This window comes from Sphaerisporangium siamense, assembly GCF_014205275.1.
Classification (GTDB): Bacteria; Actinomycetota; Actinomycetes; order Streptosporangiales; family Streptosporangiaceae; genus Sphaerisporangium; species Sphaerisporangium siamense.
Genome location: NZ_JACHND010000001.1, coordinates 7718654 through 7737526 on the forward strand (window position 1 = coordinate 7718654; position 18873 = coordinate 7737526).

Consider the following 18873-nt stretch of genomic DNA (forward strand, 5'->3'; position numbering starts at 1 on the left):
CCGTTCCCTCAGGACCCAACAGTGTGTCCAACCAACCCCGGCCCCGTACCCCGCGGTCCTGAACCCGCTTCCGAAGAAGCAGGCAGTACTGGCAGGTCCCGGATGAACGGGTCTGGTTGAGTAGCCAGTGCTCCACTAATGAGCCGGCCACGCACAGGACGTTCGCCTGTGACCGCAGCCATGGACCCGGTGGTGATGCGCTGGGCGCATCGAGCCGGGCCGGTGCTCCTTAGAAAGGAGGTGATCCAGCCGCACCTTCCGGTACGGCTACCTTGTTACGACTTCGTCCCAATCGCCAGCCCCACCTTCGACCGCTCCCCCCCTTGCGGGTTGGGCCACGGGCTTCGGGTGTTGCCGACTTTCGTGACGTGACGGGCGGTGTGTACAAGGCCCGGGAACGTATTCACCGCAGCATTGCTGATCTGCGATTACTAGCGACTCCGACTTCATGGGGTCGAGTTGCAGACCCCAATCCGAACTGAGATCGGCTTTTAGGGATTCGCTCCGCCTCACGGCCTCGCAACCCTCTGTACCGACCATTGTAGCATGTTTGCAGCCCAAGACATAAGGGGCATGATGACTTGACGTCATCCCCACCTTCCTCCGAGTTGACCCCGGCAGTCTCCCATGAGTCCCCACCACCCCGAAGGGCGCGCTGGCAACATGGAACAAGGGTTGCGCTCGTTGCGGGACTTAACCCAACATCTCACGACACGAGCTGACGACAGCCATGCACCACCTGTCACCCAGTCCAAAGGAGGGCCCTGTCTCCAGAGCTTTCCAGGCGATGTCAAGCCTTGGTAAGGTTCTTCGCGTTGCGTCGAATTAAGCAACATGCTCCGCCGCTTGTGCGGGCCCCCGTCAATTCCTTTGAGTTTTAGCCTTGCGGCCGTACTCCCCAGGCGGGGCGCTTAATGCGTTAGCTACGGCACGGAACCCGTGGAAGGACCCCACACCTAGCGCCCAACGTTTACAGCGTGGACTACCAGGGTATCTAATCCTGTTCGCTCCCCACGCTTTCGCTCCTCAGCGTCAGGTAAGGCCCAGCAAGCCGCCTTCGCCACCGGTGTTCCTCCTGATATCTGCGCATTTCACCGCTACACCAGGAATTCCGCTTGCCCCTACCTACCTCTAGCCAGCCCGTATCCACCGCAGACCCACAGTTAAGCCATGGGCTTTCACGGCAGACGCGACAAGCCACCTACGAGCTCTTTACGCCCAATAATTCCGGACAACGCTCGCGCCCTACGTATTACCGCGGCTGCTGGCACGTAGTTAGCCGGCGCTTCTTGTGCAGGTACACGTCAACTTCGTCCCTGCTGAAAGAGGTTTACAACCCGAAGGCCGTCATCCCCCACGCGGCGTCGCTGCGTCAGGCTTCCGCCCATTGCGCAATATTCCCCACTGCTGCCTCCCGTAGGAGTCTGGGCCGTGTCTCAGTCCCAGTGTGGCCGGTCGCCCTCTCAGGCCGGCTACCCGTCGTCGCCTTGGTAGGCCACTACCCCACCAACAAGCTGATAGGCCGCGAGCCCATCCCCAACCGAAAAAACTTTCCACCCCACACGATGCCACGCAGGGTCTTATCCGGTATTAGACCCGGTTTCCCAGGCTTATCCCGAAGTTGAGGGCAGGTTACTCACGTGTTACTCACCCGTTCGCCGCTCGAGTACCCCGAAGGGCCTTTCCGCTCGACTTGCATGTGTTAAGCACGCCGCCAGCGTTCGTCCTGAGCCAGGATCAAACTCTCCAAACAATGTCTGGAAAAAATCCCGGCGAGCACCCGTCCCACAGGACGCGATGCCAACCAAAGGAATCATCCACCACCACACCCAGAGGCATGGCGGACGGAGGATCATGCATGATTCATGCACTGGCTTTTAACACACTGTTGAGTTCTCAAGAAACGGACGCGTACACCATCACCCGAACCCTGCGACCAGGACCCGAACTCCGGGGCTTCCATCTCGTTTCGCGGTGATCCCGACGCTATCAACCAACCTGACCACCGGCAAACCGGGCCGTTACCGACACCCGCACCAGCACCCAGGCCCTGACCAGCGCCAAGACCCGCACCCCGTCTCCAGGGCAACCCCTCTAACTTACCCAACCTCACCGCACTAGGCAAACGAGACCAGGTAGATCTTTTAACGAGGAGTACCGGCACCACACCTGACCCCAACCCGCGCAACACTCCACCAGGAGCGGTGAGCGGGGTTTGTGTCCGGGCGATGCCGACAACAAAAGATTAGCAGTCTGCGGCGCGCGCTCGATCCATTCCAGGCAACGATCAGGTAGAGGCTTCCGGGCGTAGAGGCATCAAAGTCCCGGCTCGCGGTACACCTGAAGACGTCCCCTAGCGGATCGAGGCACGCTTGAGCGATCGAACGCTTCCCCGGGCGCTGGTCATGCTGCTCGTCGCGCCGCCGCGGCCGTCATCGCGCTCGCCGGCGTCAAGGCGATCGACGCGGTCGTCGGGCCGGTGGTGCTGGCGCTGGTCCTCACGATCGCCGTCTCGCCGATCAGGGCGTGGCTGACGCGCAAGGGCGCGCCCGCCTGGGGTGGCGGTCGCGGTTCCGTTCACGGTCGTCATGGTCTTTCTGTTCGGCATGGTGGCGACGCTGACGGCGGCCGTCGTCGAGCTGGGCCGTGCTGGTCCCGGAGCTACACCGACGAGTTCGGGAGGCTGGCGGCGCAGGCACAGCTCTGGGCGGCGGAGCACGGGATCTCGCCGCAGGTCAACAAGGCGCTGCAGTCGCTCAACCCGGCGCAGATCCTGGAGTTCGCCCAGGGACTGGTCTCCGGCGTGATGGGCGTGCTCACCAGCCTGTTCCTCATGGTGGTGCTGCTGCTGGCGATGAGCCTGGACGCGCCGATCATCTCGCGGGTGATGGCGGCCGCCGCGGCGGAGCGTCCCGCCATGGTGGGCGCGCTGACGACGTTCGCGAGCAAGACCCGGAGATACATCCTGGTCTCGACCATCTTCGGGCTGATCTGTGCGGCACTGGACGTGGTCGCGCTGTACTTCCTTGAGGTGCCGCTCCCCCTGTTGTGGGGTCTGCTGGCGCTGATCACCAACTACATCCCCGAACATCGGGTTCGTGGTGGGGCTCTCGTGCCGCCGGCGCTGCTGGCGCTGCTGACCGGTGGGGTCCGTGGTCTCGTGCTGGTCGTCGTCGCGTACATAGTGATCAACGTCGTGGTCCAGTCGTTCATCCAGCCGAAGTTCCTCGGCGACGCGGTGGGGCTGACGACGACGGCGACGTTCCTGTCGCTGATCATCTGGGCGTGGGTGCTGGGGGCGCTCGGGGCGTTGCTGGCGATCCCGCTGACGTTGCTGGTGCGCGCGGTGCTGATCGACAGCGATCCGGCGGCGAAGTGGACGGGCGCGCTGGTGTCCGGCGAGATCCCGCGGAAGTGAGCCGCCCTCGTAGGCTGGGCGTATGTACGTGGAGTCCCCGCCGCGTCCCGCGCTCGCGGAGCGGGTGGCCTGCCTGTGGACACAGGAGGCCGAGGCGCCGCTGGTGCAGCGGGTGGTGCCGGACGGATGCGTGGACCTGATCTGGGCCCCGGACGGGCCGCATGTCGCGGGGCCGGACACGGGTCCGTACCTGGCGGAGCTTCCTGTGGGCGAGCCGTTCACGGGCCTGCGGTTCAAGCCGGGCGGTGTAGGGGAACTCTTCGGGGTTCCGGTCGCATGGCTGCGCGACCGGCGGGTTCCGGTGGCCGACCTGCCGGGTGTCGAGGTGCGCGGTCCCGACGACCTGCAGCGCGCGGTGGAGAGGCTGCTGCGCGGGACGCCCGGGCCGGACGCGGGGGCCGGTGCGATCGCGGGCGCGCTGCGCCGGGGAAGGGCCGTGGGGGACCTGGCCTGGGATCTCGGCCTCAGCGAGCGGCAGTTGAACCGGCGGTGCGTGCGCGCGTTCGGGTACGGGCCGAAGACGCTGCAGCGGGTGGTGCGGTTCCAGCGGGCGCTGAGGGTCGCGCGGTCGGGCGCGCGGCTGGCCGACGTCGCCGCGACGAGCGGCTACGCCGACCAGGCGCACATGGCGAGGGACGTGCGGCGCCTGGCCGGGGTGTCGATGGGACGGCTGCTGGAGCCGTACGCGTAGACGCGGGACGGGGCGGACCGGGTCAGAGTGAGGCTCCCACGGGAGAGGCCGGCAAGCTGCTGGACACCTGGGACGTCTCGGTGTCGCGGCGCCGTCCCCACGGCATGGCGGCGACCAGGATGGGGAGCAGCACGACGGAGCTGATGGCCCAGGGCGAGTGGAGGATCCACCACCGGTCGTTGTTGAACTGCGTGAGGTACAGGTATCCGACCGCGGCCCAGGTGGAGGTGCCGATGATGGCCGGCCAGGCGAAGCGGGTGGGCCGGGCCACGAGGAACGGCATGAACCACATGAGGTACTGCGCGCCGAGGCGCGGGGTGACGACCATGAAGGCCAGCAGCAGCGCGGTGGTCAGGTCGATGGGGTCGGCGCGGCGCCAGAGGTAGAGGACGACGAGCAGCGTGCCGTAGATCATCCACTGGCCGTAGCGGGCGAGCTCGGCGTCGAGGGTCCAGTCGCCCCCTACCGCGACGGCCGTCCACCCCCATTCGCCGATGATCGGGCGGACGTCCCCGATGGTCTTGATCACTTCGGGGAGCTGGGCGAGCGAGGTGCCCGCGCCGATGGGGAGGGTGGCGAGGAAGAAGATGGGGGCGACGCCCGTGGCGAAGAAGGCGTAGGCGCGGGCGCGCAGGTCGGGCAGGAAGAGCAGCATGCCGGGGACGAGCCAGATCGGCCAGCTCTTGGCGCAGAGGGCGAGGCCCATGAGCAGTCCGGCGATGATCGCGTTACGGACGGGCCTGGACGTCCTGGCGTTGCGGGCGACGACGAAGGCGGCGACGCCGAAGACCAGGGAGACCGGCTCCACCTGGCCGTGCACGGAGGCGACGAGCACGGCCAGGGGGTTGCAGGCGTACTGGAAGGCGCGCAGGCCGGTGTCCTTCCCGCCGGCGAGCTTGCCGACCAGCGGGATGAGGATGATGTCGGCGATGACGGTGACGAGGCGGCCGGCGATCTCCCAGGGGATGTTCATCCACAGGAGTAATCCGTACATGTACGGAATCGTGGGCAGGAAGTGCCAGCCGCCGTTGCTCTCCAGCACAGGATCCCGGTGGGCGAGGATGGCCTCGCCCGCCGGTTTGAAGCTGTTCACGAAGTCGACCGGTTGCCAGGTGTCGACCGCCGACAGCGCCATGATGAGGACGCGGACACCGATCCCGACCGCCAGAGCGACGGCCAGGGACGGTTTCCAGCCCTTCCATTGCGCGACGATCGCCAGCACGACACCTGAGACGAGGACGAACCCCGTGAGGATTGCGTAGTCCATGACGCTCACTAGCCTGCCGGAAGGCAGACCAAACCGACCACTCGGGTACGAAAATTGCCACCATCTATCCAGGGTTGCTCACACAAAGAAGTGTTTGGACTCCAATGGGTGGCGATCGAGTGGCCGGTGTGCGTCATGGCAAGGCGTTCAGGTAGCGACGGTGGTTGGTGGAGAACTCGAATGAGTTGTACTTGTCCCAGTTGATGGACCAGGTCATCAGGCCCCGCAGCCCAGGGTAGACGCCGCGCGGCTTGTAGCTGCCGCAGTTGGTGCCCTTCGCCAGGCAGTCGAACGCCTTCTGGACCTCGGCCACCGAGGTGAAGCCGTTGCCGGCGTACGTGGCGGCGGGCAGGCCGATGGCGACCTGGTCCGGCCGCAGCGCGGGGAACATGTTCGCGGTGTTGCCCGCGACCGGGAAGCCCGCGAGCAGCATGTCGGTCATGGCGATGTGGAAGTCCGAGGTGCCCATGGTGTGGTACTGGTTGTCCAGTCCGGTGATCGGACCCGAATTGTAGTCCTGCACGTGGAGCAGCGTCAGGTCGTTGCGCATCGCGTAGATGACCGGCAGGTAGGCCCCGGCCCTGCGGTCGGCCCCGGTGGTCCCGCCGCCGTAGAACTGGTACCCCAGCTGGACGAAGAACGTCTCGGGCGCCATGGTGAGCGTGAACTTGGAGCCGTACTTGGCCTTCAGCGACTTCAGCGCCGAGATCAGGTTGACGATGACCGGCGAGGTCGGGTTCTTGAAGTCGTTGTCCCCGGCGTCCAGCACCAGCGAGTGGCCCTCGAAGTCGATGTCGAGGCCGTCGAGGCCGTACTTGTCGATGATCGCGCTGACCGAGCTGACGAACTTGTCGCGCGCGGCGGCCGAGGTGAGCTGGACCTGGCCGTTCTGGCCGCCGATCGAGATGAGCACCTTCTTGCCCTTGGCCTGCTTGGCGCGGATGCCGGCGATGAAGTCGGCCTCGCTCTCGACGTTCGGGCACTCGGCGACCGGGCACTGGCTGAACCGGATGTCGCCGGAGGTGACGGAGGTCGGCTCACCGAAGGCGAGCTGGATGATGTCCCAGCTGTCGGGGACGTCGCTCATCTTGATGTAGCCGGAGCCGTTGGCGAACGACGCGTGCAGGTAGCCGACGAGCAGCCGCTTGGGCGGGGTGGTCGGGTCGCCGGACGGGACGCCCGTCACCTCGGCGGACTTGGCGGACTCGCCCGCCGCGTTGGCGGCGCTGACGGCGAACCGGTAGGTCCGGCCGGTGGTCAGGCCGGTGGCGGTGTAGGTGGTGGCGGTGGGCGAGGCGACCTTCACGCCGTCCTGATAGACGTTGTACGAGGTCGCGCCCTGGGACGCCGACCACGACAGCGTGACGGTGGTGGCCGACGTGGTGGTGACCGCCAGCCCCGTGGGCGGGGTGGGCGGCACCGGGTCGGTGGGGGTGGTCGTGGTCACCTCGGCGCTCTTGGCGGACTCGCCGGCCGTGTTGGAGGCGCTGACCGCGAAGCGGTAGGTGGCGCCGGCGGTGAGGCCCGTGGCGACGTACGTGGTCCCGGTGGGCGTGCCGACCCGGGTCCCGTTCTGGTAGATGCTGTAGGACGTGGCGCCCTGGGAGGCGTTCCAGCTCAGCGCGACGCTCGTGGCCGTCCTGGCGGTGATGGCGAGCCCCGTGGGGGTGGCCGGCGGGACGGTCGTGTTGCCGCCGGGGTCGGGCCCGTCGAGGACGATGTCGTCGGCGTTGTAGGCGCCGGTGCCGTACCAGCCGTTGACGTAGACGGTCACCGAGTTCGTGGCGGATCCGGTGGTGAAGGACGTGGTGAGCTGGGCCCAGTTGCCGCCGGGCGTGCCCCAGGTGCTGACGTCGGTGGTGCCGGTGCCGAGCGCGCCGAGGAAGACGTAGCTTCCCCTGACCCATCCGGACAGGCTGTAGGTCGAGGACGGCTTCACCTTGACCACCTGCGAGCACCGGGCGAAGTCGGCGCCGGCGGGGGTGGCCTCAAGCGCGCCGGCGCCTCCGTGGACGGGGGTGGTCACCGCCCGCGCGCCGGACGCGCACGTCCAGCCGCTGAGGCCGTTCTCGAAGCCTGGGTTGGGCAGGATGTTGGCGGCCATGGCCGCGGTGGCGGGCACCACGGCGAGGCCGATGGCGATGCCCGCCGCCGCCACGGCCGCCGTCAGGCGGGACCGGCGGCGGGTGGACGGCGAGCCGCCGGAGGGTGGAGCGGCGGCCTTGGCGCGAAAGAGGCCCGGCAAGCGTGACAGGAAGGTCATCCGTTGTACCCCGCGAAGATTTTGGAGAATTCGTACGGCGATTGGGGGATGTTGGTGCACGAATACAGCGCCCCGGTACAGGCGTTGCGGTCCCGGGTCATCTCCCAGAAGGAGAGCTCGCCCAGGTTCTTGGACTTGGCGAACGCCACGAGTTGCCGGGCGTCGGCCTGGTCGTAGATCCGGCGGTCGTCGTTCTGGCCGAGCATCGGCGTGACGCCGACCATCCGCCAGACCTGGGCATCCGACTTGCCGGGGTAGAGGGATTTGAGTTGGTTGAAGGTGCTTTGTGCTGCTTGGACGGCGGCGTCCCCATAGTCGATGGACCGGTAGTAATCCATGGCCATGACGTTGACGACGTCGACGTCGACCCCGGCGTCGCGCGCGGACCTCACCACGCTCAGCCCGTCGGCGGTGAGGCCCTCCGGGAGCACGGGCAGGGTGAGCGAGACCTTGAGGTCCGGGTGCGTACGCTGCAGGCGCGCGAGCGCCCGCGACCTGCGGTCGACCGAGACGGGATCGGCGGTGGCCGTCCCCTCGACGTCCAGGTCGATGAACTTCAGGTCGTAGGCCCTGACGACCGCGTCGTACTCGGTGAACAGCGCGTTGTCGTCGGTGCACGCCTGGGCGAGCTCGACGCCGGTCGCACCGCCGAAGGAGATCTTCACATCGCCTCCGGCGGCCCTGACGGCGTCGATCTCGTCCTTGGCCCAGGCCTGACGCGGGTCGTAGGCGTTGAACCACATCGCCTTGCAGGCCGAGGCCGTGATGAACGCCAGGGTGAAGTTCTTCAGCCCGGAGGCGGACCTCATCGCGGCGATGCTGGGGGTGGGCCAGGCCCCCATGTCGATGTAGGGGGCGTGGGCCAGCGTCCCCTGGCCGCCGCCCGGAGGGGTGGGAGACGGCGTGGGAGTGGGAGTGTGGGTCGGGGTGGGGGTGGGCGTGGGGGTCGGCCCGCCGGCGCAGGCGCCGCCGTTGAGCGTGCAGCCGGTCGGGTCGCCGGCACCGGTGGCCACCCAGCCGAAGGTGGCCGAGGCCCCGGGCGCCAGCGTGCCGTTGTACTCGCGGTTCTTGAACGTGTAGCGCGAGCCGTCGCGGGTCATGAGCGCGTCCCAGAACGCCCCGGCCGTGGTCCCGGACGGCAGGTCGAAGACGACCGTCCAGCCGTTGAGCGTCGCAGGGCCGGTGTTGGTGATCGTGAACTGACCGTTGTAGCCGCCCGACCAGCTCGACGTCCTGGCGAAGACGGCGGTGTCGGCGTAGGCCGGTCCGGGGACGGCGATCGCGGCGGCGACGGCGAGGGCCGCGGCGGCCGTGGCGGCGAGCCGGACCGCGAGGCGCGGTCTCATGGTGACCTCCGGGGGGTGTGGAGCGAGGTCAAAGCCCCGCACCCCGGGGCGGGCCGGGGCGCGGGGTGTCTGGGGGTGGTGGTGTACGGCCCGCACACCCCGTGGGGGGTCGGGCGTGCGCGGGCCGTACGGCCTAGGCCGCGGCCGGGAGGCGGTCCCGGCTTTGGTCCGCCCGAGCCGGCTCGGTCTTTCACAAGCCGGCCCGGGCCGTTTCCACGCGCCGTGTGCAAGGTGGGGGGTGAGCCGGTACGGCCGGCGCGTGCCGTACCGGCGGTCCTTGGTCAGCCGGCGAAGCCCTTGAAGATGTTGGTGAACTCGTAGGGCGACTGGCTGATGCCGCTGCAGGTCGGCGAGACCTGCCCGTTGGGGCAGCCTCCGTTGTCCCGGCCCACCGACCAGAAGCCGATGCGGCCGACGTGGTTGGACTGGGCGTAGGAGAGCAGCTTGCGGGCGTCCGCCTGGGTGGTGGTCTGCCCGGTGTCGTTCTTGCCGATCATCGGGGTGAGGCCGAGCATTCTCTTGAGCTGGGCGTCGGTCTTGGAGGGCCAGATCGCCCGCATCTGCCCGAGCGTCGCCCCGGCGGCCGAGACCATCGCGTCGCCCCAGTTTCCCGAGTAGCCGAAGTCCATCAGCATCGGGTTGACCAGGACGTTCAGTCCCTTGGCCGCCGCGTCGCCGAGGATCTGCACCGAGAACGGGTCCAGGCCGTAGTCCTGTCCCTGGATGCGCAGCGTGTAGCTGATCACCGTACCGCGTTCGTCCTGGAGCTGCTTGAGCGCCGCGTTGACCTTGCCGGCGTCGATGGATGCCTCGACGTCCACGTCCAGGTAGTTGGTGCCGACGGTGTCGAGCACCTTCTTGTAGGCCGCGAGGAGCTGTGCGGTGGTGCCGCAGGTGTGCTCCAGGTACGGCCCGACGGCGCCGCCGGTGGCGACGATCACCTGGCCGCCCTTGGCCTGCAGGGCGCGGACGTCGTTGATGATGCGCGTGTCGCCGAGCGGGATCGTGCCGCCCCATGCGGGGTTGCACCCGCTGCTGTCGCCCAGCGCGAACGCCAGGGTGAAGTTCTTCACGCCGGTGGCGTTGGACGCGGCGACCAGCGAGGGCGACGACATCGTGATGTCGATGTAGGGCGCGACGAGGACGGAGCCGGTGGGCGGCGTCGACGTGGTCGGCGTGGGGCTCGGCGAGGTGGGGGGCGTGGGGGTGGGGTCGGGGTCGGTGCCTCCGCAGGTGGCGCCGTTGACCTTGCAGTTCACGGGAGCGCCGGTACCGACGCCGACGAAGCCGAAGGTCGCGCTCGCCCCGGGCGCCAGGGAGCCGTTGTACTCGCGGTTCTTGACGCTGTAGTGGCCGTTCGACTGGGTGAGCAGGCCGTCCCAGTAGGCGCCGACCGTGGTTCCGGCCGGCATGTCGAACTCGACGGTCCAGCCGCTGATGGCGCCGGACGTGCCGTTGGTGACCGTGTACTTCCCTTCGAAGCTCCCGCCCGCGGCGGCGACCTTGACGAACGTGGCCGTCAGGGAGGCGGCCTGAGCGCTGAACGGCGCGAAGACCGCGACGAGCAGGCTCACGACTGCGGTGAGGATCAATAAGGGGAAGGTGCGTCGCATGATCGCTCCCATGGCGGCGTAGAGCGGGGCGCACGCGTCCGGTGTGGGGACGCGAGGAGGGCGGTGGCGAGCGCGGCGGCGCGGGCCGTCGTGTGTCCGCAGCTCAGTAGCGGGATCCAGGGGGTGGAGGACGGGGCACTGACGCCTCCGTTGGTCGCTTCTTTTAGGAAAGTTTCCTAAGAGTTGTCGCGATCGTAGCCCCGGGAGAGCGCCGCCACAAGACCCAAACACCACGGTTTGCACGATGGCAGACCGCGTCTGACAAGCCTGACCGGCTGGTCTACCCGCCCGCCTGGAGAGATACGGTCCTTTACGAACCCTGACCGAAGATCCCGTACCGCGCGGCGGCGCCATCACCCTCACAGCCGCGTCACCTCGGGCCGTCCGGGAGGCCATCCACGCCCCGGCGTACAGACCGTCAGAAGCCCCGGTGAGACGGGGCGGATCCATGGACGCGGCGAATCACGAGTGGTTCAGTCGCTTACATGGCGATTCACGGCACCTGTGACCCTCGGTATGCCGAGGTCCACGAGGAATTCGAGCGGAATTTCGAGGAACGCGGAGAGGTAGGAGCCTCCGTGTGCGTCACCATAGACGGCGACACCGTGGTCGACCTGTGGGGCGGCACCGCCGATCCCACGACCGGCACGGAATGGAAACAGGACACGATCGGCCACGTGTGGTCGTGCACGAAGGGCGCCACGGCGCTGTGCGCCCACGTCCTCGCCTCACGGGGCGAGCTGGACGTCAACGCGCCCGTCGTCAAGTACTGGCCGGAGTTCGGCGCCAAGGGCAAGGAAGGCGTGCTCGTCCGGCACCTGCTCACGCACACGGCCGGGTTACCCGCGCTGCGGGCGCCGCTGCCCGGCGGCGCGTTATACGACGCCGCCGCCATGGCCGGGCGCCTGGCCGCCGAGGAGCCGTTCTGGGAACCCGGCACCCGCCAGGGGTATCACGCGCTGACGTTCGGCTTCTTGGTCGGCGAGGTGGTCCGCCGCGTCAGCGGGCGCGGGCTCGGCACGTTCTTCCGCGACGAGGTCGCGGGCCCGCTCGGGCTGGACTTCTGGATCGGGCTTCCCGAGGAGTTCGAACGGCGCGTCGCCCCCACCATCCCGGCTCCCCCGCCGTCGCCCGGCGCGTCCCTGCCGACCTTCTACCAGCGGGCGTTCACCGACCCCGCCTCGATCCAGGCACTGGTGATCGGCAACACCGGCGGCTACATGCTCACGCCGGGAGAGACGGACTCGCGGGCCGCGCACGCCGCGGAGATCGGGGCGGTCGGCGGGATCACCAACGGCCGGGGCCTGGCGGGCCTGTACCGGCCGCTGGCCGTGGGCGGGGGGCTGGTGTCCCCTGACCAGCTCGCGATGATGGGCTCGGTCGCGGCGGCCACCCAGGTGGACGCGGCGCTGCTCGTGCCGACCCGCTGGACGCTGGGCTTCATGAAGGGCACCGACAACCGGCACCTGCCCGGTCCCGACAGCGAGGGGGTGCTGTTGTCGGAGGACGCGTTCGGGCACTCCGGCATGGGGGGCTCGCTCGGATTCGCCGACCCGGTGCCGCGCCTGTCGTTCGGCTACTCGATGAACCTGCAGGGGCCGGGGCTCGGGGTGAACGAGCGGGGGCAGTCCCTCGTGAACGCGGTGTACCGCACGCTCGGATACCAGCAGGCGCACGGGGGCCTCTGGTACCTCTGAGGCGGCCGGGGGCCGGCGGGGAGGAGGGTGCGGCCTGCGCCGAGGGAGCGGGATGCGTCCGTGTATAACGTGATACATCCCTCGTGACTACGGAGCTAGGCCGCATGTTCTTCGGCATCACCAATATCTGGACCTATGTGATCGGGGCCTTCCTGATCATCCTTCTCCCCGGCCCCAATTCCCTCTACGTCCTCACCACCGGCGCCCAGCGCGGCGTCCGCGCCGGTTATCGCGCGGCCGCCGGGGTTTTCGCCGGCGACACCGTCCTGATGGTCCTCTCGTCGGCGGGCGTCGCCTCGCTGCTGCAGTCGACGCCGCCGCTGTTCAACGTGGTCAAGTACGCCGGTGCCGGATACCTGGCCTGGATCGGCCTCGGGATGATCCGCGCGGCGCTGCGCGACCGGCGCGGCGGCGCCGGGCAGGTGCCCGAGGTCACGCCCGTAGCCGACCTCGCCGACCCGTTCAGGAAGGCCCTCACGATCAGTCTGCTGAACCCGAAGGCGATCCTGTTCTTCATCTCGTTCTTCGTGCAGTTCGTGGACCCGCACTACGGGGCGCCCGTGGTGTCGTTCCTGATCCTGGGCGCGATATGTCAGCTGTTCAGCATGCTGTATCTCTCCACGCTGATTTTCGGCGGCGTGTATCTGGCGACCCAGTTCCGGCGGCGCAGGAAGCTGTCGGCCGGGCTGACCTCGGGAGTGGGCGTGCTCTTCGTCGGTTTCGGCGCCAAGCTCGCCACGACGAGCCTGAGCTGAGCGACCGGCGGGCCGGCCACCGCCTCAGCGGTGGCCGGACTCACTTTCCTCGTTGGCCTTCAAGGCCACGCTGACCAGCGAGAGGAACATGTGGGCGTCCGTGCGGTCCTCGATCTCGACCCGGATCCATCCGGCGTTGTGCCCCTCGGTGACGCGGTGCGACCCGGCGAGGACCTTGGCCCATCGGTCGATGACGGGGGTGGTCAGAAGGAGCTCCGCGGTGTGATCGCCCGACATGCGGATGATCTCGCGGCCTCCCGCGTGGAATCTGATGGATCTGCGTGTACGGCTGACGATCAGGTCGGGCCATCGGGTCAACTCGACGGCGACATCGGCCACGCACGCAGCCGACCGAACATGCGTGCGCGAGAGCACTGCCATGTCTTCATGCTCGCGGCCCGAACCTCGTCCGGAAACCCCCCGTTCCCGAACCGTTATCCAATGTTCAATCACCTCGCGGCGCTTCGACATAAGGCCACATGGCCTTGATGATCCATTCAACGGATCTTTTTCATCTTATGACCGAAATAGGCGGCATTCGGCATGGTCAGCCGCCAATGACAGCGATTCACCATTAGCTGCCAGTTTTGGCAATCGACTCCCGGGGTAGGCGCCGAATCTTCAGCGTCGGTTGTCAGCCGCCATCCGTGGGAGCACCATGAGCCATCCGACCTTCACCCTTCCCAGGATCACCGCGCTGCTCAGGCAGGCCGTGCCCAAGCTGCTGGAGGGGGTCGTCGCCCCCCTCGCCGTCTTCTACACCGCCCTGGCCGTGCTCGGCTTCGACGGCGCGCTGATCGCGGCCGTGGCCTGGGTCTACGCCGGCGTGCTCTGGCGGGTCGTCCGCAGGCGTCCCGTGCCCGCCACGATGCTGCTCGCGGCGATCGCCATCACGGCGCGGGCGGCGGTGGGCTGGTGGACGGGCAGCCCCGTGGTGTACCTCGTGCAACCAGAACTCGGCACGATCTGCATCAGCATGGCGTTCCTGGCCTCCGTACGGCTCAACAGGCCGCTGGTCCAGAAGCTCACGCTCGACTACATCCACCTGCCCTCGGCCGTGCTGCGCCACGAGCGCATGCGGCGGTTCTTCGCGCGCATCACGCTGCTGTGGGCGTTCGTGCTGCTGACCAACTCCGCGGTCAGCATCTGGCTGCTCCTGCACCAGTCCGTCGGCACCTACCTGCTGGTCCGCACCGGAGTGGTCGCGGCGATCAGCGGCGTGGCCATCGCCGTCTCGGTCTACGCCTTCCGCCGCGTCCTCGGCCGCCTCCACGCCGACCTGCCGCACCCGCGCGCGATCACCGCAGGCTAGGCGCCCGGTCCCCTACCGGCGCACCGGGGACCGACCCCGACGAAAGTCAGGGATCTCACGAGACTTACGGAGGACGCGGGCGGGCGGGGCGCCTTCCTAGCGTGGGGATCATGTCCCACGCGCTGCTCGATCTGCTGAACGACGTCATGACCTCGCCCTGGGTCTACCTGGCCCTGTTCGCGCTCGCCGCGGTCGACGGGTTCTTCCCCGCGGTGCCGAGCGAGACGGCCGTGATCACCGCGGGGGTGTTCGCCGCCACCGGACGGCCCAACCTGGCGCTGGTGATCCTGGTGTCGGCCCTCGGCGCCTTCGCGGGCGACCACATCTCCTATCTCATCGGACGGTCCTCGGTCGGGCGGCTGCGGCGCGGCAGGCAGGCCGGCGCGGCGTTCGCGTGGGCCTCCAAGGCCCTGGCCGAGCGCGGCGGCATGGTGCTGGTGATCGCGCGCTACATCCCGGGCGGGCGCACGGCCGTGACGCTGACGATGGGGGCCGTGCGGCACCCGCTGCGCTCCTTCTCCCTCTTCGACGGGCTGGCCGCGGGCTCCTGGGCGGTGTACTCGGCGCTGATCGGCTACTTCGGGGGCATGGCGTTCGAGAACGACCCGGTGAAGGGGCTGCTGCTCGGGTTCGGCGTCGCGATGGCGATCGCCGCCACCACCGAGGTCGTCCGCCACCTGCGCCGCCGCCGCTCGGTCCCCGTCGGCGAGGACGGCTCGCGGGAGGCGCTCGCCGAGGCGGGGGCGTCCCGTGAGGGGTAATCCTCAGGGCGGCACGGGAGCGTCACCCCGCGGCGAGTCATTCTGATGGATTTCAACAAGCGATGAGTTTATTGTGGGGTCATACACCGCGAAGCCGGGCGGCCCACGAGGCGCCCGGCGCAGGCCGCAGGGAGAGGGCCCCATGCTCAAGTCCCAGGACGACCGGCCCGGCACCGAGCCCACCGCCGAGCCGCTGGTCATGAAATTTCAGGACATCACGGCGGAGATGCTGCCGCTGGTCGGCGGCAAGGCGGCCAACCTCGGCGTCCTGACCCGTGCCGGGTTCCCGGTGCCGCCCGGCGTCTGCGTGACGACCCACGCCTACCGCCGCGTGACCGCCACCGCGGGCCTGGAGGAAGTGCTCGACGCCCTCGCCGGCGCCGCTCCCGAGGACACCGCCGCGCTCGCCGGGCTGGCCGCGCGGGCCCGCGCCCTCGTGCTCGCCGCGCCCGTCCCCGAGGACGTCGCCGCGGCCGTACGGGCGGGCGCGGACGCCGCGGGGGGCCCGGTGGCCGTGCGGTCCTCCGCCACCGCCGAGGACCTGCCGGACGCGAGCTTCGCCGGGCAGCAGGACACCTACCTCAACGTGACCGGCCCGGAGGCGGTCCTGGAGTCCGTGCGGCGGTGCTGGGCCTCGCTGTGGACCGACCGCGCCGTGGCCTACCGCGCGGCGAACGACGTCGACCACCGCGCCGTCCATCTGGCCGTCGTCGTCCAGCGCATGGTCCCGGCGGAGGTCGCCGGGGTGATGTTCACCGCGAACCCGGTGACCGGCCGCCGCCGCGAGACGGTGATCGACGCCGCGCCCGGCCTCGGCGAGGCCGTGGTGTCCGGGGCCGTCACCCCCGACCGTTTCGTGGTCGGCCCCGACCTGGAGATCACCGAACGCCGTCCCGGCGACACGCCGGTGGCCGTGCGTCCCCTGCCCGGCGGCGGCACGGCGCAGGTCCCCGGCACGCCGGACGGCGGCCTCTGCCTGGAGGACGCGCAGGTCCTGGCGCTGGCCGAACTGGGCGCCCGGGTCGAGGCGCACTACGGCGCCCCGCAGGACACCGAGTGGGCGATCGACGGCTCCGGGGAGCTGTGGCTCACCCAGGCCCGGCCCATCACCACCCTCTACCCGCTGCCCCCGCCCACCGGCGACGACCCCCGGGTGTACTTCTGCGGCAGCCTGGCCCAGGGCCTGCACCGGCCGATCACCCCCATGGGCCTGTCGGCGTTCCGGGTGATGATCCCCTCGGCGGCCGGGCTGTACGGGCTGGACCCGGCGTCCGTGCGCCGGCCGGCGACCCCGGGGATGCGCCTGTTCGTGGACGTGACCGCGGCCCTGCGCCACCCGGTCGGCCGCGCCGTGCTCCCGCGGCTGCTGGACGTCATGGAGGCCCGCTCGGCGGTGGTGCTGCGCGGCGTGGCCGCCGACCCCCGCTTCGGCGTCGTGCGGCGCTCTCCCCTGCCTGCCGTGCGGCGGCTGGTCCGGCTCGCGCTCGCCCACCGGATCCCCGGGCGCGTGGTGCGGGCCCTGGCGCGTCCGGAGGCCGCCGCCGGGCACATCGCCGCGGCCGGTGAGAGGCTGCGCCGCCGGCTGGCCCTGCCCGGCGGGGCGACGGCCCGCGAGCGGCTGGACCACGTGGAGCGCTGCCTGCGCGCGGGCATCGTCCCGGTGATCCCGTCCATCGTGCCGGGGCCGGTGGCCGGGTTCCTGATGCTGGGCCTCGCCGCGCGCCTGCTGCGCGGCAGGACCAGGCCCGGTGAGGTGCAGACCGTGCTGCGCGGGCTGCCGAACAACGTCACGACCGAGATGGACCTGGAGCTGTGGCGCGCCGCCCGCAGGATCCGCGCCGACGAGGCGTCGGTCCGCGCGCTCGCCGGCGCGATCCCGCCGCCCGAGCCGCTGCCGCCCGTGCTGCGCGAGGAGCTCGGCGCGTTTCTGGCCCGCTACGGCCACCGGGCCGTCGCCGAGATCGACCTCGGGCTGCCGCGCTGGTCGGAGGACCCCACCCACGTGCTCGGCGTGCTCGCCAACTACCTGCGCCTCGACGATCCCGCGCTGGCCCCGGACGCCCAGTTCGCCCGGGGCGCGCGCGAGGCGGAGGCGATGGCGGCCCGGCTGGCCCGCAGGGCCGGGCCGGTGCGGGGGGCGGTCGTCCGCTTCGCCCTGCGACGGGCGCGGGCGCTGGCGGGCTACCGCGAGATGCCGAAGTACCACCTGATCGTCGCCTTCGCCGCGCTGCGCGCCCACCTGACGGCGGTGGGCCGCGAACTGGCCGCCGCGGGGACGATCGGCGCGCCGGAGGACGTGTTCATGCTGGGCCTCGACGAAGCGCGGGCGGCGCTCGCGGGCACCGGCCAACGGGAGCTCGTGGCGCGGCGGCGCGCGGAGTACGAGCGCGAGCTGCGGCGCAGGCACGTGCCGCGGGTGCTCCTGTCCGACGGCACCGAGCCCGAGGCCGTCGGGACCGCGCCGCCCGCCGAGGGCGCGCTGACCGGCACGGCCGCCTCGCCCGGCACGGTCACCGGCGTGGCGCGAGTCGTGCTGGACCCGGTGGGGGCGCGCCTGGCGCCCGGCGAGATCCTGGTCGCGCCGTCGACCGACCCCGGCTGGACGCCGCTGTTCCTGACCGCGGGCGGCCTGGTCATGGAGATGGGCGGGGCGAACTCCCACGGCGCGGTGGTGGCCCGCGAGTACGGCATCCCCGCCGTCGTCGGCGTGCCGGGCGCGACCGCGCGGATCTCCACCGGCGACACGATCACCGTGGACGGCACCGGCGGCGCCGTCATCCTCGCCTGACCCGCGCGCGACCCCGGCGCGGGCGGCCACCGCCCGCCCGGGGACGCTAGGCGGCCAGGGAGGCCAGCAGCTCGCGGGTGCGCACGGCGTCCTCGCCCTCGGCGAGCGGCGCGGCGGCGAAGTCGGTGACCCCGCTGTCGGCCAGCGCCCGGATCTGGGCGCGGACCCGCTCCTCGTCGCCCACGATCGCGACGTCGCCGGGACCGGCCGCGCCCTCATGGTCGAGCATGGCGCGGTAGGACGGAAGCTCCCCGTAGAAGGACAGGACCTGGTCGGCGCGCGCCCGGACGCCCGCCTCGTCCCCGGTGACCGCGACCGGCAGCGCGCACACCACGCGCGGGGACGGCCGGCCCGCCGCGCGGGCGGCCTCGGTGATCGCCGGGACGATGTGGCCGGCGACGGTCTTGGGGCCGGTCATCCACAGGATGGTGCCGTCGGCGACCTCGCCGGCCAGGCGCAGCATGCGGGGCCCGAGCGCGGCGAGCAGCACGGGGACGGCACCGGCCCGCGGCGTGGTCAGCTCCATGTGCGCCGTGAGGGTCTCGCCGTCCACGTCGGCGCGCTCGCCGCGCAGCAGGGGCAGCAGCACGTCAAGGTACTCGCGCATGTGGCGGGCCGGCCGGCCGAAGTCGTAGCCGTACATGTCCTCCATGACGACCCGGTGGCTCAGGCCGACGCCGAGCACGAGACGGCCGTCCAGCACGAGGTCGGTGGTGAGGGCCTGCTGGGCGAGGGTGATGGGGTGGCGCGGGTAGGTCGGCACGACTCCCGTGCCGAGCTCGATGCCGGGGACGCGGCGTCCGGCGGCGGCGAGGGCGGTCAGGGCGTCGAGCCCGAAGACGTTGGAGAGCCAGGCCGTCGCGAACCCGTCCGCCGCCGCGGCGGTGACGCGTCGTTCCAGTTCGTCGATCGCGTCCGGGCCCGAAGGCTCGCCGAGCAGCAATCCGATGCGCATGAACCCC

General features: G+C 70.2%; 13 protein-coding genes and 1 rRNA gene. 7 read left to right on the forward strand and 7 right to left on the reverse strand.

All coding sequences use genetic code 11. The annotated features are described in order from the left end of the window. Positions 1-233: 233 nt before the first annotated feature. A 16S ribosomal RNA gene (locus BJ982_RS34920) occupies positions 234-1753 on the reverse strand. A 726-nt stretch (positions 1754-2479) separates the two neighbouring features. On the opposite strand from BJ982_RS34920, the gene BJ982_RS34925 reads away from it, so the two are divergent. Together BJ982_RS34925 and BJ982_RS34930 are read left to right on the forward strand one after the other, a co-directional pair. After that, a complete protein-coding gene (locus tag BJ982_RS34925) occupies positions 2480-3418 on the forward strand; it encodes an AI-2E family transporter (protein ID WP_311772296.1) in 939 nt (312 codons plus the stop codon). 22 nt (positions 3419-3440) lie between these two features. Then, positions 3441-4109 (forward strand): helix-turn-helix transcriptional regulator, encoded by a 669-nt coding sequence (locus BJ982_RS34930; protein ID WP_184887248.1) that lies wholly within the window; start codon positions 3441-3443, stop codon positions 4107-4109. A gap of 22 nt (positions 4110-4131) precedes the next feature. Here the strand turns inward: BJ982_RS34930 and BJ982_RS34935 are convergent, their stop codons facing one another. The 4 genes from BJ982_RS34935 to BJ982_RS34950 form a co-directional block, all read right to left on the reverse strand. Then, positions 4132-5376 carry a glycosyltransferase family protein gene (locus BJ982_RS34935; RefSeq protein ID WP_184887250.1) on the reverse strand — a complete coding sequence of 415 codons (1245 nt, stop codon included), beginning with the start codon at positions 5374-5376 and terminating at the stop codon, positions 4132-4134. 133 nt (positions 5377-5509) lie between these two features. Next, positions 5510-7621: a fibronectin type III domain-containing protein gene (locus BJ982_RS40770; RefSeq protein ID WP_311772297.1), complete on the reverse strand. Its 2112-nt coding sequence runs from the start codon at positions 7619-7621 to the stop codon at positions 5510-5512. A 14-nt stretch (positions 7622-7635) separates the two neighbouring features. Further along, the gene (locus BJ982_RS34945; protein ID WP_184887252.1) at positions 7636-8985 is read right to left on the reverse strand and encodes a cellulose binding domain-containing protein; all 1350 of its coding nucleotides are present in this window, start codon (positions 8983-8985) and stop codon (positions 7636-7638) included. 281 nt (positions 8986-9266) lie between these two features. Continuing rightward, positions 9267-10598: a cellulose binding domain-containing protein gene (locus BJ982_RS34950; protein ID WP_203958870.1), complete on the reverse strand. Its 1332-nt coding sequence runs from the start codon at positions 10596-10598 to the stop codon at positions 9267-9269. A 485-nt stretch (positions 10599-11083) separates the two neighbouring features. On the opposite strand from BJ982_RS34950, the gene BJ982_RS34955 reads away from it, so the two are divergent. Then, positions 11084-12295 (forward strand): serine hydrolase domain-containing protein, encoded by a 1212-nt coding sequence (locus BJ982_RS34955; RefSeq protein WP_184887256.1) that lies wholly within the window; start codon positions 11084-11086, stop codon positions 12293-12295. A 104-nt stretch (positions 12296-12399) separates the two neighbouring features. Continuing rightward, positions 12400-13050: a leucine efflux protein LeuE gene (gene leuE, locus BJ982_RS34960; RefSeq protein ID WP_184889781.1), complete on the forward strand. Its 651-nt coding sequence runs from the start codon at positions 12400-12402 to the stop codon at positions 13048-13050. 24 nt (positions 13051-13074) lie between these two features. Here the strand turns inward: leuE and BJ982_RS34965 are convergent, their stop codons facing one another. Next, positions 13075-13389, reverse strand: coding sequence for a luciferase domain-containing protein (locus BJ982_RS34965; protein ID WP_184887258.1), 315 nt, complete (start codon positions 13387-13389; stop codon positions 13075-13077). Between the two features lie 319 nt (positions 13390-13708). Between BJ982_RS34965 and BJ982_RS34970 the strand changes: the two genes are divergently transcribed. The 3 genes from BJ982_RS34970 to BJ982_RS34980 all read left to right on the forward strand — a co-directional run bounded on the left by BJ982_RS34970 (position 13709) and on the right by BJ982_RS34980 (position 17911). Beyond that, positions 13709-14362 (forward strand): VC0807 family protein, encoded by a 654-nt coding sequence (locus BJ982_RS34970; RefSeq protein WP_184887260.1) that lies wholly within the window; start codon positions 13709-13711, stop codon positions 14360-14362. A 110-nt stretch (positions 14363-14472) separates the two neighbouring features. Next, positions 14473-15123 carry a DedA family protein gene (locus BJ982_RS34975; RefSeq protein WP_184887262.1) on the forward strand — a complete coding sequence of 217 codons (651 nt, stop codon included), beginning with the start codon at positions 14473-14475 and terminating at the stop codon, positions 15121-15123. Between the two features lie 142 nt (positions 15124-15265). Then, positions 15266-17911: a PEP/pyruvate-binding domain-containing protein gene (locus BJ982_RS34980; RefSeq protein ID WP_184887264.1), complete on the forward strand. Its 2646-nt coding sequence runs from the start codon at positions 15266-15268 to the stop codon at positions 17909-17911. A gap of 46 nt (positions 17912-17957) precedes the next feature. Here BJ982_RS34980 and BJ982_RS34985 read toward each other — a convergent pair whose 3' ends face one another. Further along, on the reverse strand, positions 17958-18866 hold the full coding sequence (locus BJ982_RS34985) for a TIGR03564 family F420-dependent LLM class oxidoreductase (RefSeq protein ID WP_184887266.1): 909 nt from the start codon (positions 18864-18866) through the stop codon (positions 17958-17960). Positions 18867-18873 lie beyond the last annotated feature (7 nt).

Coding starts and splice junctions, on each gene's coding strand:
- BJ982_RS34970 (WP_184887260.1), top strand. CDS start 13,709: ATGAGCCATCCGACCTTCACCCTTCCCAGGATCACCGCGCTGCTCAGG.
- BJ982_RS34930 (WP_184887248.1), top strand. CDS start 3,441: ATGTACGTGGAGTCCCCGCCGCGTCCCGCGCTCGCGGAGCGGGTGGCC.
- BJ982_RS34955 (WP_184887256.1), top strand. CDS start 11,084: ATGGCGATTCACGGCACCTGTGACCCTCGGTATGCCGAGGTCCACGAG.
- BJ982_RS34950 (WP_203958870.1), bottom strand. CDS start 10,598: ATGCGACGCACCTTCCCCTTATTGATCCTCACCGCAGTCGTGAGCCTG.
- BJ982_RS34980 (WP_184887264.1), top strand. CDS start 15,266: ATGCTCAAGTCCCAGGACGACCGGCCCGGCACCGAGCCCACCGCCGAG.
- BJ982_RS34945 (WP_184887252.1), bottom strand. CDS start 8,985: ATGAGACCGCGCCTCGCGGTCCGGCTCGCCGCCACGGCCGCCGCGGCC.
- BJ982_RS34975 (WP_184887262.1), top strand. CDS start 14,473: ATGTCCCACGCGCTGCTCGATCTGCTGAACGACGTCATGACCTCGCCC.
- BJ982_RS34935 (WP_184887250.1), bottom strand. CDS start 5,376: ATGGACTACGCAATCCTCACGGGGTTCGTCCTCGTCTCAGGTGTCGTG.
- leuE (WP_184889781.1), top strand. CDS start 12,400: ATGTTCTTCGGCATCACCAATATCTGGACCTATGTGATCGGGGCCTTC.
- BJ982_RS34985 (WP_184887266.1), bottom strand. CDS start 18,866: ATGCGCATCGGATTGCTGCTCGGCGAGCCTTCGGGCCCGGACGCGATC.